We start from the raw sequence: 19,862 nt of genomic DNA, 5'->3' as shown, positions 1-19,862 counted from the left end.
GGCTGCAGCCACCGGGAGCCCGGCGGCCTCACGGTCGCTGCTCCCGAAACAGCCCCGACATCGGTTCACGCCGTGTCGGGGCTGTTCTTTTTGAGCACGTCTTGAAGCACGGAAACATGGCTTGTTGAGCTATCTGTATTTATATACAGTCAACTCATGCCCCAACAGGATCCTCCCGCTTTTGCCGAACTCTGTGCCCGCTCCAACTTCAGTTTCCAGACCGGCGCTTCGCATCCGGAGGAGCTCGTCGAGCAGGCTGTGGCCCTCGGCTATACCGCACTGGCGCTGGCCGACGAATGCTCCATGGCCGGCGTCGTGCGAGCTTACGCGGCCTGGCAGACGCACAAGAAACGGCTGCAGCTGATCGTCGGCACCCGCATCCAGCTCGAGGACGGCCCGCAGCTCGTATTGCTGGCCGAGAACCGGGAAGGTTACGGCCAGCTGTGCCGCCTCATCAGCCAGGGCCGGCTGGCGACGGAGAAGGGCCAGTACCACTTGCACCGGCACGATCTGAACGGCGGTCTCGACCACTGCCTGGCCCTGCTGATTCCGCCGGACACCACCTCCATCACGCTCATGGATGACGCCCGCTGGCTGGCCTCTCTCTTCCCTGGCAGTGCCTGGATCGCCGCCCTCCTCCCGATGGGCGCCGACGACCGCAGCCGGCAAGCGTGGATCGCCGAAGCAGCGCATACCGCCAACATCCCTATCGCCAGCACCTGCGCACCGTTGATGCACCACCCGTCGCGCCAGCCCGTAGCCGATGTGCTGAGCGCCCTGCGCCATCATTGCAGCCTCGACGAGGCCGGCTACCGACTAGGCGCCAACGCCGAACTCCACCTGCAGAGCCGACAACGCCTGGCCCGCCGCCACCCGCCGGAGTGGCTGGCCGAAACATTGGTGATCGCCGCCCGCTGCCACAGCCCGCTCGGCGAACTGGGCTATGAATACCCGGAGGAAATCGTGCCCCCCGACGCCACGGCGGGATCCCATCTGCGTGCGCTGGTGGACGCCGGCCTGCGGCGCCGCTACCCGCCAGCCGCGCATGAGCGGGATCGGGTTCCGGCCGACATCCGCGCCCAAGCTGACAAGGAGCTCGCGCTGATCATCGAACTCGGGTACGAGGCCTTCTTCCTCACCGTCGAGGACATCGTCCGCTTCGCCCGCAGCAAGACCATTCTGTGCCAGGGCCGCGGCTCGGCGGCCAACTCGGTGGTGTGCTACGCGCTGGGCATCACCGAGGTCAAGCCGGAGGAAGGGCATCTGCTCTTCGAGCGCTTCGTGTCCAAAGAGCGCCAGGAGCCACCCGACATCGACGTGGACTTCGAGCACGACCGGCGTGAAGAGATCATCCAGTACATCTACAACAAGTACGGTCGGGACCGGGCCGCCCTGGCCGCCACGGTGATCCGCTACCGTCCCCGCAGCGCCCTGCGCGACGTCGGCCGAGCCCTCGGCTTCGACCTCGGCCAACTGGAACAGCTCAGCCGCCGCCTGGCCTGGTGGGACGGCAGCCGGGTGGCACCGGAACGCCTGCGCGAAGCCGGCCTCGATCCGGACGCGCCGCGCACGCAGTTGCTGCTCGAACTCGCCAACACGCTGGTCGGCTTCCCCCGCCACCTGTCCCAGCACGTGGGCGGCTTCGTGATTTCCCGCGGCCCGCTGGCTGAACTAGTCCCGGTGGAAAACGCCGCCATGGCCGAGCGCACCGTCATCCAGTGGGACAAGGACGACCTGGAAACCCTCGGGCTGCTGAAGGTGGACGTGCTGGCCCTCGGTATGCTGTCGGCGATCCGCCGCAGCCTGGACCTCATCTCACGCTGGCGTGGCCAGCCCTTCACGGTAGCCGACATCCCGCGGGAGCAGGCGCCCGTCTACGACATGCTGTGCGAAGCCGACGCCATGGGCGTCTTCCAGGTGGAGTCCCGGGCCCAGATGAGCATGCTGCCGCGCCTGAGGCCCCGCACCTACTACGACCTGGTCGTCGAGGTGGCCATCGTCCGGCCCGGGCCGATCCAGGGCGGCATGGTCCATCCCTACCTGCAGGCGCGGGAAAAAATCGCCCGCCAGGAGCCCATAGAGTATCCCCGCCCGGAGATCAAGCCGGTTCTGTCTCGTACCTACGGCGTGCCGATCTTCCAGGAACAGGTCATGCAGCTGGCGATGGTCGCCGCCGGCTTCAGCCCCGGCGACGCCGACCAACTGCGCCGTTCCATGGGCGCCTGGGGCCGCCAGGGCGACCTGCAGCACTACCAGCAGCGCCTGACAGCCGGCATGCTCGATCGCGAGTACCCCCTGGAATTCGCCGAGGCGCTATGCCGACAGATCCAAGGCTTCGGCAGCTACGGCTTCCCAGAATCCCACGCCGCCAGCTTCGCACTGCTGGTCTATGTCTCCGCCTGGCTCAAGCGTTTCGAGCCGGCGGCCTTCCTGTGCGGTCTTCTCAACAGCCAGCCGATGGGCTTCTACGGGCCATCCCAGCTGATCCAGGATGCCCGGCGTCACGGGGTCGAAGTCCGCCCGGTCGATGTCAGCACCAGCGAATGGGAATGCACGCAGGAAGCCTCCAGCAGCGCCCCGGACATCCCCGCCGCCCGCCTCGGTCTGCGCCTCGTCAAGGGCTTCAATGCCGCCGCCGCAGAGCGCATCGTCGCCACCAGGCGGGACGGCGCCTTTCTGTCGGTGGACGACCTCACGCGCCGTGCTGGACTCGATCCCGGAGAGCTCCGCGCACTGGCGTCCTCCGGCGCCCTCGCCAGCCTGGCCGGCCACCGGCGCCAGGCCTGGTGGGCCGCCAGTGGCGCCCAGGCGGCTCCCGGCCTGCTCCACCAGGCGCCGCTGGCCGACGACAGCCTCGCCCTGCCCTCCCCCAGCGAAACCCAGGATCTGATCGCCGACTACGCGCGCCTGGGTTTCAGCCTGGGCCGGCATCCACTGCTCTTCCTACGTTCTCGCTTACGGGCCGAGCGCTTCCTGACCGCAGCAGAGATTTCCAACTGCCCGGACCGCAAGCTGGCCCGGGCCGCCGGCATCGTCACCTGTCGCCAGCGTCCGGGCACGGCCAAGGGCACGATGTTCGTCACCATCGAAGACGAAACCGGCTGGATCAACGTCATCGTCCGGCCCGAACTCCTGGAGGCCGAAAGACGAATCCTGCTGGGCACCAGCCTGCTTGGCGTCTATGGACAGATCGTCCGCCAGGACAAGGTGGTGCACCTGCACGCCAAACGGGTCGTAGACCGCTCCGCGCTGCTTGGCCAACTGGCCCCCAAGAGCCGGGACTTTCATTGAATCCCGCCGCCTTTCCGCGGTCTCACTCACACGAAGATTCCAACTCGCCCGGAGTGCCCATGCGTTTCAGCCCCCTGTCCGTAGTGACATTTCTCGTATCCTTCACGCTCCTCCTAACGGGCTGCGCGACCAGCACCATCAAGTCCAGCTGGCGGGATACCAGCGCGCCCGCCATCGTGCCCCACAGGATTGCCGTCTTCGTCTCAGTGAAGGACGACGAAAACCTGCGTAAGATGGCCGAGAACCGGATCGTCCAGCGCATGCCCAAGAGCGTACAGGCCACCGCCGGACACCTGCTCGGTCTCGAACCCCGGCCAGAAACCGACAGCGTCCGCCGGCGCCTGATCGAAGGCGGATTCGACAGTGCCCTCGTCGCCCGCCTGGTGTCCGTGGACAAGACACAGACCGTCGTTCCCCCCCAGACCCAATTCGGGCCCGACCCCTTCTTCTGGCGGATGGGGCCTTACTATCGGCCCTACTACAACCCCTTCTTCACCTACTACCCTTACACCTACGACACTCCCGGCTACACCGTCGACACCACCCGCGTCGTCGTCGAGACCCTGCTGTACCGCCTAGCGGACGCCAAGCCGGTGTGGTCCGCGGTCACAGAATCCATCAATCCGGAATCGTCCATCCGCCTCGTGGATGAGCTGATCGACCTGCTCGGCAAGCGCCTCAGGGACGAAAGACTGCTACCACCAGACTGAGAGCGATCCACTTTTTTCTCCCCGAGCAGCACAAAACACCCCTATTCAGGTCAGGGGCATTGACCATTTCGGGTTCCAGCTTTAACATAGGATTAATTCTCATTTGCGAATGAATCCTGTTTTACATTCGCAAACGCAAGCCAGCCAAGCGATTGGACCCGCCCAGCCAGCCAGCGAAGAGGACACAGCCTGCCCGGCCATCAGGCCGCCCAGGTCACTGCCGACGCCGACTGACTGGAGCCCTTCGATGCACCGCCTCGCCCGGATTACCCTATCCCTGTCCATGACCCTGCTGCTTGCGGCCTGTGGTGGAGGCGGAGGAGGAGGCAGCGGGGGAAGCGGCACAGACACTGCGGCGAGCAACCTGTCCGCAGCCGCCCAACTCGGCGAAAAGCTGTTCAATGACCCGATCCTGTCGAGCACCGGCGCCATGTCCTGCGCCACCTGCCACGTCAAGGCCAACCACTACGCCGCCGCCGACAGCCGCTCGGTGCCCGCCGGTGCGGATGCCGGCCATGAGGCCGGACGTCAGGCTCCGTCGCTCAAGTATCTCAAATTCAACACGGCTTTCTACTTCGCCAAAGACGGCACGCCCACTGGCGGCTTCACTTGGGATGGCCGCGCCAACACGCTCGGCGACCAGGCTTCAGGCCCCCTCCTCAATCCGAACGAGATGGCCAACACCAGCGCCGACGACGTCGTGGCCAAGCTCAAGCGTTCAGCCAATGCAGCGGAATTCATGAAGGTCTTCGGCAGTGACATATTCAGTCGCCCCGCCGACGCCTTCGCCCGCCTGCAGTACGCGCTCCAGCAGTACCAACTGGAAGACACCGATTTCGCACCATTCAGCAGCAAGTTCGACCTCTGGCTCGCCGGCAAGGCCCAGCTCACCGACGCGGAGATGCGCGGCTGGGCCCTGTTCAACGACCCGAACAAGGGCAACTGCACCGCCTGCCACGTGGGCACCGCGGCGGACGGTCATCCTCCGTTGTTCACCGACTTCACCTACGACACGCTCGGTGTGCCACGCAACATGGACATCACGGCCAACGCCGATGCCAGCTACTACGACCTCGGCCTATGCGGCCCGGTACGCACCGATCTGTCCGCCCGCACCGACCTGTGCGGCGCCTTCCGCGTGCCGACCCTGCGCAACATCGCCAAGACCGGCCCCTACTTCCACAACGGCGCCATCAAGACCCTCACCGACGCAGTCCGCTTCTACGTTCGTCGCGACACCAACCCCGAAGAGTGGTACCCCACGGACGCCAGCGGCACGGTGCAGAAGTTCAACGACCTGCCCGTCGCCTACCGCAAGAACGTGAATACCCTTGAGGTGCCGTACAACCGGAAGCCCGGCGACTCCCCCGCCCTCACGGAGAGCGAGATCGCCGACTTGGTGACCTTCCTGAACACCCTGACCGACGGCTACGCCCCCTGAACCAATACCGATTTCCACATTGAAGCCTGCTTGCTGATTCCGGAGAAACGACGATGAAGAGCACCCCGATCTGTCTGGCCCTCGCGGCCCTGTTCGCCACCGGCAGCGCTCATGCCGCAACCGACACCGAGCTGATGGCCAGACTCGACCGCCTTGCGGCCGAACTCGAAGCCGTCAAGGCTGAACTGAAGACCGTCAAGGCCCAGGCAACGGCCACCCAGGCCCCTGTGGCAGCCACCACCCCTACTGCAGCTCCGGCACCGGTTGTCGTCCCGAGCCCTGCCGCAGCACCCGCCCAGGCCTATCAGGCGCCCCTGGCCGTCAGCAGCTCCAGCGGCCAGACCAGCTTCTTCGGTTACGGCGAAGTCAATTACAACCGCCCCTTCCGCGACCAGAGCAACACCCAGATGGACGTCCGCCGCGCCGTGCTCGGCGTGACCCACCAGGCCTCCGAACGCACCCGCATCGTTGCCGAATTCGAGTTCGAGCACGCCATCGCCTCCTCCTCCGATCAAGGCGAAGCCGAAGTCGAACAGCTCTATGTCGAGCACCGCCTCAATGACAACGTCGGCCTGAAGGGCGGCCTGTTCCTGATCCCCCTCGGCTTCATGAATCTGAGCCACGAACCCACCTCCTACTACGGCGTGGAACGCAACTTCGTCGAGACGGCCATCATCCCGACCACCTGGCGCGAGGTCGGCATGTCCGCCTTCGGCGTGACCGATGCTGGCCTGCGCTGGGACTTCGGCATCACCAGCGGCTTCGACCTCAACAAGTGGGATGGCACCAGCTCCGAAGGCAAGGAATCGCCCCTCGGCGCCCTCCACCAGGAAGGCCAGCTCGCCAAGGCCAACAACCTGTCGGCTTACGGCGCCGTCAGCTGGCGCGGCACGCCCGGCCTGGACGTGGGCGCTGGCGTGTTCTCCGGCAAGGTCTCCCACAAGAACACCGCCGCCGACAGCACCAAGGCCGGCCTGTACGCCCCCGACGCCCGCGTGACCCTGTGGGATACCCACGCGCGCTGGACGCCCGGCAAGTGGGACCTGTCCGCCCTCTATACCCGCGGCACCATCACCGACACCAGCGAGTTCAACCTACAGTTTGCCGGCGGCACCCTGGTACCCAAGACCTTCTACGGCTGGTACACCCAGGCTGCCTACAAACTGTGGGAAGGCGGCGAATACCGTCTGAGCCCCTTCGCACGCTACGAGGTATTCAACACGGCGGCCAACTACGCGGCCATGCCGGCCGGCCTGGAAACCGACTCCCAGCGTGACGAGAAGGTCGTCACGCTGGGTGCCAACCTGCGTGTCGGCGACAACGTTGTGCTGAAGGCCGACGTGCAGCGCTTCCAACTGGAGCGTACCCGCGATCGCCTGAATCTGGGCATCGGCTACCAGTTCTGATCCGGAGACGAACGCGGTATCCTCCCACCCTGCCCGGCGGCTCTCCCCGACCCGCCGGGCTTTGTGCTTTCAACGAAGGAACAATGATGAGCAAGTCCTGTGACAGCTGGAGCACGGTCTCCCTGGTCAGTCTGGCCAGCGCCGGCCTGAGCGCTCTCTGTCCGCCCGCCGCCGAGGCCGCCCAGTACATGAGCGTCGAGCAGGCCGAAAAGGCGGCCTTTCCCGAGGCCGACCGTTTCGACGCACGCGTGCTGCGCCTGACGCCCGAGCAACTCCACAGCCTCGACGCGGTGGCCAGCGTGCGCCAGCGCGGCGAAGTCCGGCAGATCGACGCCTGGGCGGGCAACAAGCTGCTCGGCACGCTCTACGTGGACGATGTGCTGGGCAAGGTCGAGTGGGTGACCTACGCGGTGGCGATCGGTGCCGATGGCGCCGTCCGCTCGCTTGAGATTCTCGAGTACCGCGAGACCCACGGCTATGAGGTCCGCACGCCCAGCTGGCGCAAGCAGTTCGCAGGGCGTCGCCTGGACACGCCCTTCCACTTTGGCGACGACATCAAGAACATCAGCGGCGCCACCCTGTCCTGCTCCCACCTGACCGCCGGCGTTCAGCGCCTGCTGGCACTGCACGCCCAGCTCGCCAAATCTCGATGACCACCTGCACCTTGCGACGGATCCGTCCGTGGCTGGGAACTTATGTACATATCGACGTAACGGCGGCAGATGAGCATGTCGCCGAGACGGCGCTACAGGCAGCATTCGAGGAAATCGCCGCCGTTCACCAGGCAATGAGCTTCCACTCGCCGGACAGCGACGTGTCCCGGCTGAACCGGAAAGCCCATCTTCACCCCGTGGCCGTGGGCACCGGCACACGGGCCGTGCTCCTTGCCGCCCGCCGCTTCGCACAACTGTCCGGCGGCCTCTTCGACCCGACGATCGCTTCGGCGCTGGTCCAGCGCGAGATGCTGCCCAGCCCCTCGGCCCCCGATGCCGACAAGGGAGCGAGTTGGGAAGACATCGAAATCGACGACGACAGCGTACGCTTCCGACGCCCCCTATGGATCGACCTGGGCGGCATCGCCAAGGGCTACGCCGTCGACCGGGCGATCGACGCCCTGGAACGCCTCGGCGTGCAGGATGCCTGCGTGAATGCCGGCGGCGATCTCCGCCATTTCAGCCGCCTGGGACAACGCCATCCGCTTGCGGTCCGGCATCCCGGCGACGCATCCCAGTCCATCCCCCTCGGCCATATTGCGAACAAGGCGGTTGCCAGTTCGGGCGACTTCCTCCTCGGGCGCCGCGGCGACCAAGCGAACGCATCGCCCATTGTTCATCCCCGGCGTGGCGTTGCACAATCCCGCCCGCGCAGCGTGACGGTGATTGCCGGTACCTGCTGCGAAGCCGATGCGCTGGCCAAGATCGTCAGCCTGCTTGGCCGGGATGCCAGCCCCTTGCTGGTCGAACTGGGCGCCAGCGCCGCCATCATCGAGGCGCCGGATACCCTCCAGGCCAGCCCCGGCTTCTGGTCGGCGCTGGGCCATGACGCCCCCTTAGGACGACAGCCACTTCATGCATGAACATCCGCACTCACGCCCCCGGAAAGCCGTTCGACCGGGGCGCCGTCAACGCCACGCCGTCCACCTGAGCACACTGCTGCTACTGGGCAGCGGCATCGCCTGGATGTTGGCCCATTACCTGCTCCCGCTGCCGGAAGATGCCGCGCGCCATCCCGTTGAACCCTGGGCCATGCGTGCGCATGGCGCCGCCGCCATGTTCGGTCTGGCTGTGCTGGGCAGCATCTGGACGACCCACGTGCAGCCCGCCTGGCACCGGGGTATCCATCGGCTGTCAGGCGGCGGCCTGTTCCTGCTGTGGTGCGCCCTGACCCTGAGCGGCTATGGCCTGTACTACCTGGCCGACGAAGCGCAACGGGCGACGACCAGCTGGATCCATATGAGCTGCGGAATGCTCCTCCCCTTCGGGCTGCTGCTTCACATCGTGCAAGCAGTCAGGGCACGCAAGCGCCTGGTTTGATCAGCCCTGCTCAGTTGCCATCGGCCGCGGCCTGCTCGCGCCGGCGGTAGTGGATCACCGCGGGCGCAACAAGGAGCGCCCCCAGAGCCACGACGAGAAGCAAGGGCCACAACACGGGAGTATTCCACTCGCCGCGTTTCTGCTCCCTGGCAGCCACATCGATGCGCTGGTACTTCAGCGTATTGCGGATGATCTTGCCGGGCTTGCGGTTGTAGACCCAGCCGTGCTGCAGCGTGTAAGCCTTTTCGTAAAAGCCCCAGACCCAGGGTGCGTCATGCTGCAGGATAGCCAGCATGCGCTCGATGATGGCCGTCCGCTCGGGGCCGTCCGGCATCGCCTTCATGCGCTCGAACAGGCGATCGTACTCAGGGTTCTCGTAGTTCGACGCATTCTCCCCCTGGCTCTTGACCTTACCTTGGGCGCCATGGAGCAGAAACAGGAAATTCTCCGGATCCGGATAATCGGCGTTCCAACCCCAGTAGAAGAGCTGGGCATTGCCCTTGCGGATCTTGTCCTGGAAACGGTTGTAATCGGTCGCCCTGACCACCAATTGGATATCCAGTTTCTTCAGTTGCTTGGAGAGCCAGTCAACGGAGGACTTGTCTCCCAGGCCAGTACCGGTGGTGTCGAGGTTGATCACCAGCGGTTCGCCAGTCTTCTCATCCCGCCCGCCCGGATACCCCGCCTCGACGAGCAGGCGGCGGGCCTCATCCACAGACTTGCGGCTGGGTTTGCCATCGACCCAGTCATAGACATACGGGTTGATCCCGGCCTTGCCCTCCCGATACCCAGAAATACCGGGCGGAATCGGATGCATGGCCGGCAAGCCGCGCCCATTGAGGAATACGGAGATGAACTCCTCTTGGTCGATGGCGATCGACAGGGCCAGCCGAAGCTTGCGGGCCCGTTCGCTATTGCCGCCCACGACCGGGTCGAGCATGTTGAAGCCCATGTACATCACGGTCGGCGCCACCGATGTATTGAGCTTGATGCCCTTGGCCACCATGTCGTCGGACAAGGTCACATCGCCTTGCCCCCCCATCTGTACCGCCTGATCGAAGTTGTCCGACGAAACGCCGGATGCGTCGTAGTAGCCCTGCAGGAATTTGTTCCAGTACGGAATACTCTCCTTCTCCCGGGTAAACACCACCTTATCGACGAACGGCATCGCCTTGCCACAGTCGACAAGCAAACCCGCTTCTCGGTCTCCCCGCTCTCCCTCACAGGGATAGGTTTCCCCATGGAAATTCGGATTTCGAGCCAACACCATGCGTGCATTGGGATTGTTCTCCATCAGCATGTAAGGCCCAGTTCCAACCGGCCACCAATCCAGCGTCAGATTGCGTTCCGCCATACCAGGCTGGGAGAAGAAGCGATCAGCCTCATACGGAAGCGGTGCAAAGAAACTCATGGCCAGCCAGTAGGGAAACTGGGGGTATGTTCCCTTGATGCCGATCCGATAGGTGTAACGATCAACCACCTCGATGCCGCTCAACGGGTAGCGGCGCAGATCGATCCATCCCCCTTGCGGAGAAACCCGGCCCGCCTTCTCATCGGCCAGCAGGCGCGCCTGCAGATCCTTCAAACCAATAATGTAATCGCTCATCAACTCGAGCACTGGCGAATGCAGGCGAGGGTGAGCCAGACGCTTGATCTGATACACGAAATCATCGGAGGTAAGCTCACGCGTTCCCGTCTCTGGAAAATCACCGAGCCCGCGCTTCTCGGCAAGGTCCCTTTCTTGTAGCTTCCAATACACAGGCTCACCTTTTGCATCCACCGCAAAAGCCGGATGAGGTTGGTAATGAATCCCAGGCCGGATGTGGATCTCGTACTCACTGCGCGCAATCCTGGCCGGATCGCTGCCCTTTGGCAAAAGATGCCCCTCTGCATCGTATTCGCGAAGCAATGGCATCTGTACGGCCGCCATCGGTTCCAACTGGAAGGGGCGCTTCAAATAGTGGTACTGCAGCGGCGGCTCGTAGATCTGGCTCAGAAAAATCGCTTCGTCTTCACTGTAGGACTGCACCGGATCCAGATGCTTGGGACGCTGGGTGAAAGCCGTATAGAGGATGTTCTGCCCCCGCTCCGCCGCGGGGTAAGGATCGTTCCACACCTGGCCGCAACCAGCCACGAGCAGGGTGAAAGCAACCAGCCAAGAGTGATGAAGTGTCGCGCGCATGGACCTAAGTCTAACGGATCACCCCATCGTCCGCGGCAAAGCACACGCCGGACGCATCCGTTATAATCGTGCGGTTATTCACTGGAGACACCTTACATGGGCTTTCTCGCCGGCAAACGCATCCTCATCACTGGATTGCTGTCCAACCGCTCGATTTCCTACGGGATCGCCAAAGCCATGCACCGGGAAGGTGCCGAACTGGCGTTCACCTATCAGAACGAACGCTTTGTCGACCGCGTTTCCAAGATGGCTGCCGAATTCGGGACTTCACTGGTATATCCTTGCGATGTCCAGAACGATGATGAAATTGCCAAGCTGTTCGCCGAACTCGGCGCGCAATGGGACGGTCTGGACGGCCTCGTTCACTCCATCGCCTTCGCACCCAGTGAAGCCCTAGAGGGAGACTTTCTGGACAACGCCAGCCGCGAGGCCTTCCGGATCTCCCAGGAAGTCAGCGCCTACAGCTTCCCGGCACTGGCCAAGGCCGCCCGGCCGTTGATGAAAGGACGCAATGGGTCGCTGCTCACCCTGTCCTATCTGGGCGCGGTGCGCACCATGCCCAACTACAACATCATGGGTCTGGCCAAAGCCAGCCTCGAAGCCGCAGTTCGCTACATGGCCGTAAGCCTCGGACCTGAAGGCACGCGCGTCAATGCCATTTCCGCAGGCCCGATCAAGACGCTTGCAGCCTCCGGTATCGGCAGTTTCGGCAAGCTGCTGGCCTTCAATGAACGCAACGCACCGCTACGCCGCAACGTGACCATCGAAGAAGTCGGCAACGTCGCTGCATTCCTGTGCTCCGACCTGGCGAGCGGCGTCACCGGGGAAATCATGTACGTGGATGGTGGCTTCAACACAACGGCTTTGGGGAATCCGGACCAAGGCTGATCACCACTGACAGATGAAAAAAGCCCTTGTTAAACAAGGGCTTTTTATTTCTACAGCACGGACGTCCGATTACTTCTCTTTCGCTGGCTCCAGCGCTGCTGTGTTGATCTTCACGTCATAGCGCTTGCGCAGGGCAGCAACGTACGCAGAGAAGTCCTGCTCAGCCAGAATCCGCGAATACTGCTGACGCAAGGCATCGAGACGCGGGTCACTCTCAGCCAGGGTTGGACGACTGACCTTCTCGATGCGGAAGATGGTATATCCAGCTCCCGGCACCTGGGCTCCGACGTAGCTCGGGAGCTTGTCTACCGGGGCACGGAACACCGCTCTTACTGCATCCGGCGGCAAGTCCTGAGCTCCCCGCAGCAAGGCATGCGGCACTCCCCACGCCAGTTCAAGCGAATCGCCCTTAACGAGTTTGGCAAGCTTGGCAGCACCATCCGCCTCCGCCAGCTTGCTGGCCTCCTCGCTGATGAGCGCCTTGGCGATATCGGCCTTCACTTCTTCAAACGGGCGAATGGACGACGGCTTGAACTCCAGCACCCGGGCAGCCACCATGGTTCCGCTGCCAACATCAACGGCTTCCGTATTACGCTTGTTCTTGACGCTGTCTTCGGAAAAGAGTGCCGCGGCAAGCTTAGGATTATCAAACGGCGGCACCACCTTGCCTTCCCGCGCGAACCAGTCGGTAGTACGGATCTGTAGCTTGAACTTCTCGGCCGCCGGCTTGAGACTATCCGCCTGCTCATAGACCGTATTGCTGAACCCATCGACCAACTCGGCAAACTTCTTCGCAGCCTCCGTACGCTTGAGCTCTGCCGCAATCTCGGCTTTGACCTCGTCAAAGGCGCGCACCTTTTCCGCCTTCACACCAGTCAGCCGAATGATGTGAAAACCGAAATCCGACTGCACGACACCCGACAAATCGCCTTCCTTGGCCAGCGCAAAAACCGCCTCCTCGAAGGGCTTGACCATTGCACCGCGGGCGAAATAGCCGAGATCTCCACCCTTGTCTGCCGACCCCGGATCCTGGGAATTATCCTTGGCCAGCTTCGCAAACTCAGCGGGGTTCGCCTTGAGCTGCTTCAGCACCCCTTCCGCTTTGTCCTTGGCTGCCTTCAAAGCGGCTTCGCCGGCTGCTTTATCGGCCTTAATCAGAATGTGACTCGCACGACGCTCCTCACCCTGGCGGAAACGCTCGGGATGGGCGTCATACTCCTTACGGAGATCTGCATCACTGGGAAGCAGTTGGGAGGCCAGTTCGTCCTGGTTGAGAACAATGTACTCAGCCCGGACTTGGGCCGGCACTTCAAAACGCTTCCGGTTCGCTTCGTAGAACTTACGCTCGGCATCCTCGGGGAGCTTAACTGATGCAGCATAATTTGCAGCCCCCAGGCGTACCTCGCTAATCTGACGCTCCTCCTGTTGAACAGAGTAGACACCCTCCGCAGACTTGCGCGATACAAGGACACCTTCGGCCACGACACCGATCACCTGCTGCAAGGCCAGATCCTGACGCAAACGCGCCTCAAACACAGCCTGCGTCATCCCTTGGGCCTTCAGCACAGCCTCATAGCGCGGCAGGGAGAACTGCCCGTTATCCTGAAAGGCGGCAATCGATGTAATGGTGTCGCGAACACGTTGATCCGATACCGTCACATGCTTCTTGGCCAGATCAAGCGCCAACAGACGCTGATTCACCAGATTTTCCAGTACGGCACGACGCGCTTCCGCCGTCTCCATCATCGCCGGATTGAAATTGGCCCCCAGAGCCACACGCATGCGCTCCTGCTGCTCATGAAGCGCCTGCTGGAACTCAGCCTGGCCGATGGCTGAGCCCCCAACGGTTGCAAGCTCGCCGCCACCGCTCATGTTACGAACATAGGAGTCCACTCCCCAAAATGCGAAGGGCAGCGTAATTAGGAGCAGAAAAACCTGAACGATCTTCTTGTTGTTGCGTACAGCATCAAACATGCGGGGGTCCTTAGTTACTACGCTTATTGGCAAGCGACTCTCGGCTGGAGAATACAAAAAAGGCGAACCTCAGTTCGCCCTTTTCTCGCCTTACATTCGTGTGATCGCCGTTTGAGCGAATACGGCAAGAAACGAGGAGCATGCCAGCCCAACGTTCAATCAAACCGTAGCCACTGCATGAAAGGACGAGTCTACATGCAGGAATCGTAGGGGACAAGGCCCAATGAATGGTGAAAACAAAAAGAAAAAGGCCACTTGTCGTGACCTTTTTTATATAAACATCTTGATTTTGTTGGCGGAGTGGACGGGACTCGAACCCGCGACCCCCGGCGTGACAGGCCGGTATTCTAACCAACTGAACTACCACTCCATTTCGATTTCAGCCATCAAGTAGCTGGTGGGTGCTGACGGGGTCGAACCGCCGACATTCGCCTTGTAAGGGCGACGCTCTACCAACTGAGCTAAGCACCCGGATATCGAAGACTTCTCGAAATCAAGAGGTAATTATTGTAGTGCATCTTTCAATGCTTTACCAGGCCTAAATTTAGGAATTTTTGCCGATCCAATCTTGATCGCGGCACCTGTCCGCGGATTTCTGCCACTTCGTGCAGCACGCTCGCCTACGTGGAAGGTTCCAAAACCAACCAAGGTTACCGTCCCACCCTTTTTCAGGGTTTGCTTGACTGCACCAATAGCAGCATCCAACGCTCGCCCCGCAGCAGCTTTCGAAATGTCGGCACCAACAGCAATTTGGTCGATCAGTTCGGATTTGTTCATACAAGCCCCCTCGTTATCAGACAAACAGACAGGAAACCCCGACGACAAATGCTGGCGCAATATTGCGAGACCGCGGATGCGCACAGAGATTGATTCTATATAGCGCGCTAAAAATCAAGATGTCAAGACAAGAGCCATGAAGACACCATCAGCAATGCTCAGCTCCCATCTCGGAAATGCAAAAGACCGCGTAAACGCGGTCTTTTGCACACATACGTTGCTGCAATGCATGCCCTTTGAGGGTCATGCCGCACATCAATCGATATGCTTAAGCTGCAGCAACAGCACCCATCGCCTTGATGGAGGCAGACAGGCGGCTCTTGTGGCGAGCGGCCTTGTTCTTGTGGATGATTTTCTTGTCAGCGATGCTGTCGATGGTACGCTGAGAAACCACAAAAACTTGCTGAGCCACTTGCTTGTCACCAGCCACGACTGCCTTGCGAACAGCCTTGATAGCGGTGCGCAGACGCGAACGCAGGCTCATGTTGAGGGCGCGGGCCTTGACTGCTTGACGGGCGCGCTTACGGGCTTGTGCCGAGTTGGCCATCTTTGAGTAATCCTAAAATAAATGCATTAAAGGCGGGATTTTAATGGCAAGGATGTTCTTATTGCAAGGCCTTTCGAACCTTTCCCAAAACGAAAATGCCCCGCACGCTCCCGTGCGGGGCATTAAAACTACCTGAAAACTCAGATGCGCTCGAAGATTGTTGCGATGCCCTGCCCGCCGCCGATACACATGGTCACCAGCGCATAACGGCCGCCGATGCGCTCGAGTTCGTACAGAGCCTTGGTCGCAATGAAGGCACCAGAACACCCAACCGGGTGGCCTAGAGCAATCGCCCCGCCGTTCGGGTTCGTCTTGGCCGGATCCAGACCGAGTACCTTCGAGACCGCCAAGGCCTGCGCCGCGAACGCCTCGTTCGACTCGATGACATCCATCTGATCAAGGGACAGACCAGCCTTCTTGAGCGCCAGACGCGATGCCGGGATCGGGCCTTCGCCCATGACGTCGTTCGGCACGCCGGCAACCGCGTAGGACACGAGGCGTGCGATCGGCTTGTAACCCGCATTGACCGCCGTGGAACCATCAGCCAGCACAAAGAACGCAGCACCGTCGTTGATGCCGGACGCGTTACCGGCAGTCACCGTGCCGTCCTTCTTGAACGCCGGCTTCATCTTGGCCAGGGACTCCATCGTCGTCCCGCGCTTGACATGCTCGTCGGTATCGAAGACGACCTCGCCCTTACGGGTTTGCTTGACGATCGGGACGATCTGCGACTTGAAGCGACCTTCATCGATGGCCAGCGCAGCGCGGCGCTGGGACTCGACGGCAAACGCGTCCTGCTCTTCACGGCTGATACCGTGCTTGGCAGCCAGATTCTCAGCGGTGATACCCATATGGCCAACGCCAAACGGATCGGTCAGGACCGCGACCATGCTGTCGATAGCCTTGGTGTCGCCCATTCGTGCGCCGGAACGCAGCGCCGGCATCAGGTAGGCAGCCTTGGACATGACCTCGACGCCACCACCAACACCATAATCAGCATCGCCGAGCAGGATGTTCTGAGCCGTAGTGACGATCCCCTGCAGACCAGAGGAACACAGACGACCGACCTGCATGGCGACAGACTCCATCGGCAAGCCTGCCTGAATGGAAGCCACGCGAGGCACATAGGCGTAGCGGGAATCAGTAGGCATGCAGTTGCCCACAGTGACATAGTTGATCAGCTGAGGATCCACACCCGAGCGGACAACCGACTCCTTCATCACGATACCGGCCAAATCGCTCGAATCGAATTCCGCCAGCGCGCCTCCAAAGGCACCAATAGCAGAACGTACTGCGCTCAAAACCACCACTTCACGATTAGCCATGTGAACTCCTCCTCAGAATTACTACGGTTAATTACCAACCCATCCGGCAACGCCCAACAGCGCCAGCACAAGACACAGCAGCACCAGCGTACGCCAGATCAGGCCGATAGTACTTTGCATGAAATCGGCGTCAGCTTCATCTCCAACCCCCATTTCCGGACGCTCCAATACATCTCCGGACTCGTGTATCGGCATACCCAGACGTACTCCCAGAGCCCCTCCACCGCTTGCAAGAAGGATACCGGAAGCCTTGTCCTTCCACTGTGAAGCCTGAGCTCGCCAACAATACACACCATCCTCGAAATCGCCGACGATCGAAAAAGCGATCGCGGTCAACCGCACCGGCAGCCAGTCAAGAATAGCGAAAATCTTGCGGGAGAAGTCTCCGAAGTCGCCAAACTCGTCAGACTGCTCCCGACCTCCCCACGCCTCATTGAAAAAATGCGCAAGTCGGTAAAAGACAGCACCGCTGGGCCCGGGCATCAGGATGAACCAGAAAGCTACCGCAAAAACATTACGGTGCGACGCGACCAGCGCCTCTTCGATTGCCAGCCTTGCCACTTCACTGGAACTCGCACCGTCGTGACTGCGCCCGCGCCACTCGGCGATCAGCCGCCTTGCTTGAGGAAGCTCTCCCATGCGCAACGCCAACTGAATATCGGTGAAGAAATGGCTGACCTGACGGAAACCCATCGTCAGGTAAAGCACCAGCACATTGAAGGCAAAAGCCAGCACAGGATGCACATGCCAGAGGATGAAATACATCAATGCCGAGCTGAAGCAGGCGATAGTGATCGCCACCCACCATGCAACGGCGCCATGGCGTGCCTCACCGTCGTTGAAACGATCCTCGAGAAAACGGGCAAAAACGCCTAAGGGGGCTTTTACGAAACGCTCTACAGGGAGCGGACGAAGTTGCTCCAGGAGCAAGGCGGCAATCAGCGAAAACAGGGTCATGCTGCGGGGGGCTTTGATGGGCCCTCATGGTTCAAGCCTATAAGATATGGCCCAAGATACCACCAAACTGACACAACACAAACGGAGAGGCTCATCTGAACAGGAAACGGTGAAGACTAACGAGCATTCCCGCAGTAGCTCCCCAAATGAAGTAGTCACCATAAGGCATCGCATAGTATTCACGACGAACACCGCGCACCTCCGTCGAATGCAGGCGATGATTTGCGTCATCCAGCAAGAATGAGAGCGGGACCTCGAAGGCCTCGGCAACTTCAAAGGCATCCAGCGCAAGATCCAGCGGGGGACTCACGAGCCCCACCACCGGCGTCACGTCGAAGCCCGTCCCGGTCCGGTACTGAGGCAGGCATCCAAGCAGTTCCACCTTTTCGCGAACCAGGCCAATTTCTTCCTCAGTCTCCCGCAGAGCCGTATCAACTGGCGATGTATCGTGCGCCTCGACACGGCCACCAGGAAAGCTGACCTGGCCAGGATGGTGGTGCAGATGATCAGTGCGGCGCGTCAGCAAGACCGTCGGCTCCCGTTCGCGCAAGATGATGGGCACCAGCACCGCCGCCGGCGTCATCGCGCCCCCCGCACCGCTCTCCTCCACCGACACATCCTGCACGGCCCCTTCAGCAAAACAGGCGCGCAGCCACTCGACTGAAGCAATTTTCGACAAATCGGGAGCCATCATCACAGAAACCATCATCAATAACGTTGCCGCAACTGGAGACTGGGGCCATCGTGCCGCATCTCCATGCGACTGAGAAAACTCATGCCAAGCAGCGCAAAGGGCATATCCGTCCCCTGCACGATACCGTCCACGTTGCGCAGGACGACATCGCCAACACGCACGGAATCCAGCTTGACCTTCCATGCCTGCGCGACACCGTTGGCAGTCTGCATCATGACAGGCTCGGCCCGGCTGACATCAATACCCGCCCTCGACGCATCTCCACGCCCCAAGGATACATAGGTTGCGCCCGTATCAACCACAAAACGGATTGCAGAACCATTGATGGAGCCCGGCACATGAAACTGCCCCCGACTATCCGCCTGCACCGTCACCGAAACACGCCGTCCATCACCACCAAGGTTCAGGGCCTGCTGCCCCACGATCAGGCGCTGGCGACGCCCATCCACCTCGACCACGGCGCCATCGCTATCCACCGCAATGACCCTGACCCCTTCCTGCGTCGTAGCTCCGACCGGCAGCGCGCGGGGACTCCCACCGTTGATAACTACTAGCACTTTGCCGGGAAAAACCCCGGCCAATGCGACCTCGGTGGCCTCCGCTGGGATCACTAGGCAGGCCAGGAACACGCCGCTACACTGCAGCCAACGATCAATAAAGAGAGTCTTCATGAAACCGGTAGCAATCATTCGACATAGCAGGACGGAAGGGCCGGGTCATTTTGCCACATTCCTGGATAACCACTCCGTCCCATGGCAACTGTTCCGCATTGATGCTGGCGATGTTGCGCCAACACCATCACGGGCAGATGAATTCTCCGGCCTCTGTTTGATGGGCGGCCCCATGAGCGTGAATGACGATCTGCCATGGATCCCGCCGCTCCTCGCATTCATCCGAAGCATGATCGACGCCGACCGCCCGGTGATTGGTCACTGCCTGGGAGGGCAATTGATCAGCAAGGCGCTGGGCGGAGTCGTTACCCGCAACCCGGTCAAGGAGATCGGCTGGGGTCTGGTCAACGCTGTCGACGGACCACAGACATCTGACTGGCTGGGCGACTTGCAACAGTTTGAGAGCTTCCACTGGCACGGAGAGACTTTCTCGATTCCGCCAGGAGGAACACGCATCCTCGCAAGTGCTGCGTGCCCCAACCAGGCTTACGTGGTGGGCAACAAGCACCTGGGCATGCAATGTCACGTGGAGATGACCGCCGAGATGATTCACGACTGGTGCCAGAGCGGTGCAGAAGAGATTGCCACCTGCCCCCCCTCTGCGACGGTTCAGACGCCCGAGGAAATGGCTGAAAACCTTGATCACCGCCTAGTGGCCTTGAACTGCGCCGCCGAGCAGTTGTACTCGCAGTGGATCAAGGGACTGGAGACGGCCACATGATTAGGTTCAGACAAATAAAAACCGGCCTTGGGCCGGTTTTTATTTGTCGAGCGCACTCACGCAAAAGTATCGACCGATCTTCCTACCGTGGCGGTAGGGTCGGCTGCAGCGACGGGCCTGGGAATCGCCTCCAGCATCTGCGCTGCACTCTGCTGCTGCATATCGAGCGCCTTTCGCAGCATGAGGATCGAGGTCGTATCCTGCGCCTGCACCTGTGACGTGGACGCCAACGCGGAAATACTCAT

General features: G+C 61.5%; 18 protein-coding genes and 2 tRNA genes. 9 read left to right on the top strand and 11 right to left on the bottom strand.

What is annotated here, in order from left to right; all coding sequences use genetic code 11:
- The first annotated feature begins 156 nt into the window (after positions 1 to 156).
- From AC1PQG_RS08805 to AC1PQG_RS08775, 7 genes are all read left to right on the top strand, one after another.
- Entirely contained in the window at positions 157 to 3,291 is a 3,135-nt protein-coding gene (locus AC1PQG_RS08805; RefSeq protein ID WP_481122205.1) for an error-prone DNA polymerase, read from the top strand.
- Between the two features lie 59 nt (positions 3,292 to 3,350).
- On the top strand, positions 3,351 to 4,001 hold the full coding sequence (locus AC1PQG_RS08800; RefSeq protein ID WP_481122204.1) for a DUF4136 domain-containing protein: 651 nt from the start codon (positions 3,351 to 3,353) through the stop codon (positions 3,999 to 4,001).
- A gap of 247 nt (positions 4,002 to 4,248) precedes the next feature.
- On the top strand, positions 4,249 to 5,442 hold the full coding sequence (locus AC1PQG_RS08795) for a cytochrome-c peroxidase (RefSeq protein WP_481122203.1): 1,194 nt from the start codon (positions 4,249 to 4,251) through the stop codon (positions 5,440 to 5,442).
- Positions 5,443 to 5,495: 53 nt separating this feature from the next.
- Positions 5,496 to 6,848, top strand: coding sequence for a porin (locus AC1PQG_RS08790; RefSeq protein ID WP_481122202.1), 1,353 nt, complete (start codon positions 5,496 to 5,498; stop codon positions 6,846 to 6,848).
- An 86-nt stretch (positions 6,849 to 6,934) separates the two neighbouring features.
- Positions 6,935 to 7,501: an FMN-binding protein gene (locus tag AC1PQG_RS08785; RefSeq protein WP_481122201.1), complete on the top strand. Its 567-nt coding sequence runs from the start codon at positions 6,935 to 6,937 to the stop codon at positions 7,499 to 7,501.
- Positions 7,498 to 8,424 carry an FAD:protein FMN transferase gene (locus AC1PQG_RS08780; protein ID WP_481122200.1) on the top strand — a complete coding sequence of 309 codons (927 nt, stop codon included), beginning with the start codon at positions 7,498 to 7,500 and terminating at the stop codon, positions 8,422 to 8,424. The genes AC1PQG_RS08785 and AC1PQG_RS08780 overlap by 4 nt, the downstream gene beginning before the upstream one ends.
- A complete protein-coding gene (locus AC1PQG_RS08775) occupies positions 8,417 to 8,881 on the top strand; it encodes a hypothetical protein (RefSeq protein WP_481122199.1) in 465 nt (154 codons plus the stop codon). The genes AC1PQG_RS08780 and AC1PQG_RS08775 overlap by 8 nt, the downstream gene beginning before the upstream one ends.
- Before the next feature lie 10 nt (positions 8,882 to 8,891).
- Here the strand turns inward: AC1PQG_RS08775 and AC1PQG_RS08770 are convergent, their stop codons facing one another.
- Positions 8,892 to 11,063 carry an ABC transporter substrate-binding protein gene (locus AC1PQG_RS08770; RefSeq protein ID WP_481122198.1) on the bottom strand — a complete coding sequence of 724 codons (2,172 nt, stop codon included), beginning with the start codon at positions 11,061 to 11,063 and terminating at the stop codon, positions 8,892 to 8,894.
- Between the two features lie 96 nt (positions 11,064 to 11,159).
- Between AC1PQG_RS08770 and fabI the strand changes: the two genes are divergently transcribed.
- Complete coding sequence (gene fabI, locus AC1PQG_RS08765; RefSeq protein ID WP_481122197.1) at positions 11,160 to 11,951, top strand: enoyl-ACP reductase FabI; 792 nt, start codon at positions 11,160 to 11,162, stop codon at positions 11,949 to 11,951.
- Between the two features lie 69 nt (positions 11,952 to 12,020).
- Here the strand turns inward: fabI and AC1PQG_RS08760 are convergent, their stop codons facing one another.
- The 9 genes from AC1PQG_RS08760 to AC1PQG_RS08720 form a co-directional block, all read right to left on the bottom strand.
- Positions 12,021 to 13,925 carry a SurA N-terminal domain-containing protein gene (locus AC1PQG_RS08760; protein ID WP_481122196.1) on the bottom strand — a complete coding sequence of 635 codons (1,905 nt, stop codon included), beginning with the start codon at positions 13,923 to 13,925 and terminating at the stop codon, positions 12,021 to 12,023.
- Between the two features lie 293 nt (positions 13,926 to 14,218).
- A tRNA-Asp gene (locus AC1PQG_RS08755) sits at positions 14,219 to 14,295 on the bottom strand.
- A 25-nt stretch (positions 14,296 to 14,320) separates the two neighbouring features.
- Positions 14,321 to 14,396 (bottom strand) — tRNA-Val (locus tag AC1PQG_RS08750).
- 33 nt (positions 14,397 to 14,429) lie between these two features.
- On the bottom strand, positions 14,430 to 14,702 hold the full coding sequence (locus tag AC1PQG_RS08745; RefSeq protein WP_079433439.1) for an HU family DNA-binding protein: 273 nt from the start codon (positions 14,700 to 14,702) through the stop codon (positions 14,430 to 14,432).
- 268 nt (positions 14,703 to 14,970) lie between these two features.
- Entirely contained in the window at positions 14,971 to 15,249 is a 279-nt protein-coding gene (gene rpsT / locus AC1PQG_RS08740; protein WP_481114735.1) for a 30S ribosomal protein S20, read from the bottom strand.
- 140 nt (positions 15,250 to 15,389) lie between these two features.
- The gene (locus tag AC1PQG_RS08735; protein ID WP_481114736.1) at positions 15,390 to 16,574 is read right to left on the bottom strand and encodes an acetyl-CoA C-acyltransferase family protein; all 1,185 of its coding nucleotides are present in this window, start codon (positions 16,572 to 16,574) and stop codon (positions 15,390 to 15,392) included.
- A gap of 27 nt (positions 16,575 to 16,601) precedes the next feature.
- Positions 16,602 to 17,531, bottom strand: a complete 930-nt coding sequence (locus tag AC1PQG_RS08730; protein ID WP_481122195.1) for a CobD/CbiB family protein — start codon at positions 17,529 to 17,531, stop codon at positions 16,602 to 16,604.
- 91 nt (positions 17,532 to 17,622) lie between these two features.
- Positions 17,623 to 18,225, bottom strand: coding sequence for a CoA pyrophosphatase (locus AC1PQG_RS08725; protein ID WP_481122194.1), 603 nt, complete (start codon positions 18,223 to 18,225; stop codon positions 17,623 to 17,625).
- A gap of 14 nt (positions 18,226 to 18,239) precedes the next feature.
- On the bottom strand, positions 18,240 to 18,914 hold the full coding sequence (locus AC1PQG_RS08720) for a retropepsin-like aspartic protease family protein (RefSeq protein WP_481122193.1): 675 nt from the start codon (positions 18,912 to 18,914) through the stop codon (positions 18,240 to 18,242).
- Between AC1PQG_RS08720 and AC1PQG_RS08715 the strand changes: the two genes are divergently transcribed.
- Positions 18,895 to 19,617 (top strand): type 1 glutamine amidotransferase, encoded by a 723-nt coding sequence (locus tag AC1PQG_RS08715; protein ID WP_481122192.1) that lies wholly within the window; start codon positions 18,895 to 18,897, stop codon positions 19,615 to 19,617. The genes AC1PQG_RS08720 and AC1PQG_RS08715 overlap by 20 nt on opposite strands.
- A gap of 56 nt (positions 19,618 to 19,673) precedes the next feature.
- Here AC1PQG_RS08715 and AC1PQG_RS08710 read toward each other — a convergent pair whose 3' ends face one another.
- Positions 19,674 to 19,862 (bottom strand): YjfB family protein, encoded by a 189-nt coding sequence (locus AC1PQG_RS08710; RefSeq protein WP_481122191.1) that lies wholly within the window; start codon positions 19,860 to 19,862, stop codon positions 19,674 to 19,676.

The organism is Zoogloea sp. GDB6 (assembly GCF_056724105.1).
The sequence above is the reverse complement of the archived record's forward strand: the minus strand, read 5'-3'. Positions and strand labels throughout refer to the sequence as shown.

Coding starts and splice junctions, on each gene's coding strand:
- AC1PQG_RS08805 (WP_481122205.1), top strand. CDS start 157: ATGCCCCAACAGGATCCTCCCGCTTTTGCCGAACTCTGTGCCCGCTCC.
- AC1PQG_RS08800 (WP_481122204.1), top strand. CDS start 3,351: ATGCGTTTCAGCCCCCTGTCCGTAGTGACATTTCTCGTATCCTTCACG.
- AC1PQG_RS08795 (WP_481122203.1), top strand. CDS start 4,249: ATGCACCGCCTCGCCCGGATTACCCTATCCCTGTCCATGACCCTGCTG.
- AC1PQG_RS08790 (WP_481122202.1), top strand. CDS start 5,496: ATGAAGAGCACCCCGATCTGTCTGGCCCTCGCGGCCCTGTTCGCCACC.
- AC1PQG_RS08785 (WP_481122201.1), top strand. CDS start 6,935: ATGAGCAAGTCCTGTGACAGCTGGAGCACGGTCTCCCTGGTCAGTCTG.
- AC1PQG_RS08780 (WP_481122200.1), top strand. CDS start 7,498: ATGACCACCTGCACCTTGCGACGGATCCGTCCGTGGCTGGGAACTTAT.
- AC1PQG_RS08775 (WP_481122199.1), top strand. CDS start 8,417: ATGCATGAACATCCGCACTCACGCCCCCGGAAAGCCGTTCGACCGGGG.
- AC1PQG_RS08770 (WP_481122198.1), bottom strand. CDS start 11,063: ATGCGCGCGACACTTCATCACTCTTGGCTGGTTGCTTTCACCCTGCTC.
- fabI (WP_481122197.1), top strand. CDS start 11,160: ATGGGCTTTCTCGCCGGCAAACGCATCCTCATCACTGGATTGCTGTCC.
- AC1PQG_RS08760 (WP_481122196.1), bottom strand. CDS start 13,925: ATGTTTGATGCTGTACGCAACAACAAGAAGATCGTTCAGGTTTTTCTG.
- AC1PQG_RS08745 (WP_079433439.1), bottom strand. CDS start 14,702: ATGAACAAATCCGAACTGATCGACCAAATTGCTGTTGGTGCCGACATT.
- rpsT (WP_481114735.1), bottom strand. CDS start 15,249: ATGGCCAACTCGGCACAAGCCCGTAAGCGCGCCCGTCAAGCAGTCAAG.
- AC1PQG_RS08735 (WP_481114736.1), bottom strand. CDS start 16,574: ATGGCTAATCGTGAAGTGGTGGTTTTGAGCGCAGTACGTTCTGCTATT.
- AC1PQG_RS08730 (WP_481122195.1), bottom strand. CDS start 17,531: ATGACCCTGTTTTCGCTGATTGCCGCCTTGCTCCTGGAGCAACTTCGT.
- AC1PQG_RS08725 (WP_481122194.1), bottom strand. CDS start 18,225: ATGATGGCTCCCGATTTGTCGAAAATTGCTTCAGTCGAGTGGCTGCGC.
- AC1PQG_RS08715 (WP_481122192.1), top strand. CDS start 18,895: ATGAAACCGGTAGCAATCATTCGACATAGCAGGACGGAAGGGCCGGGT.
- AC1PQG_RS08720 (WP_481122193.1), bottom strand. CDS start 18,914: ATGATTGCTACCGGTTTCATGAAGACTCTCTTTATTGATCGTTGGCTG.
- AC1PQG_RS08710 (WP_481122191.1), bottom strand. CDS start 19,862: ATGAGTATTTCCGCGTTGGCGTCCACGTCACAGGTGCAGGCGCAGGAT.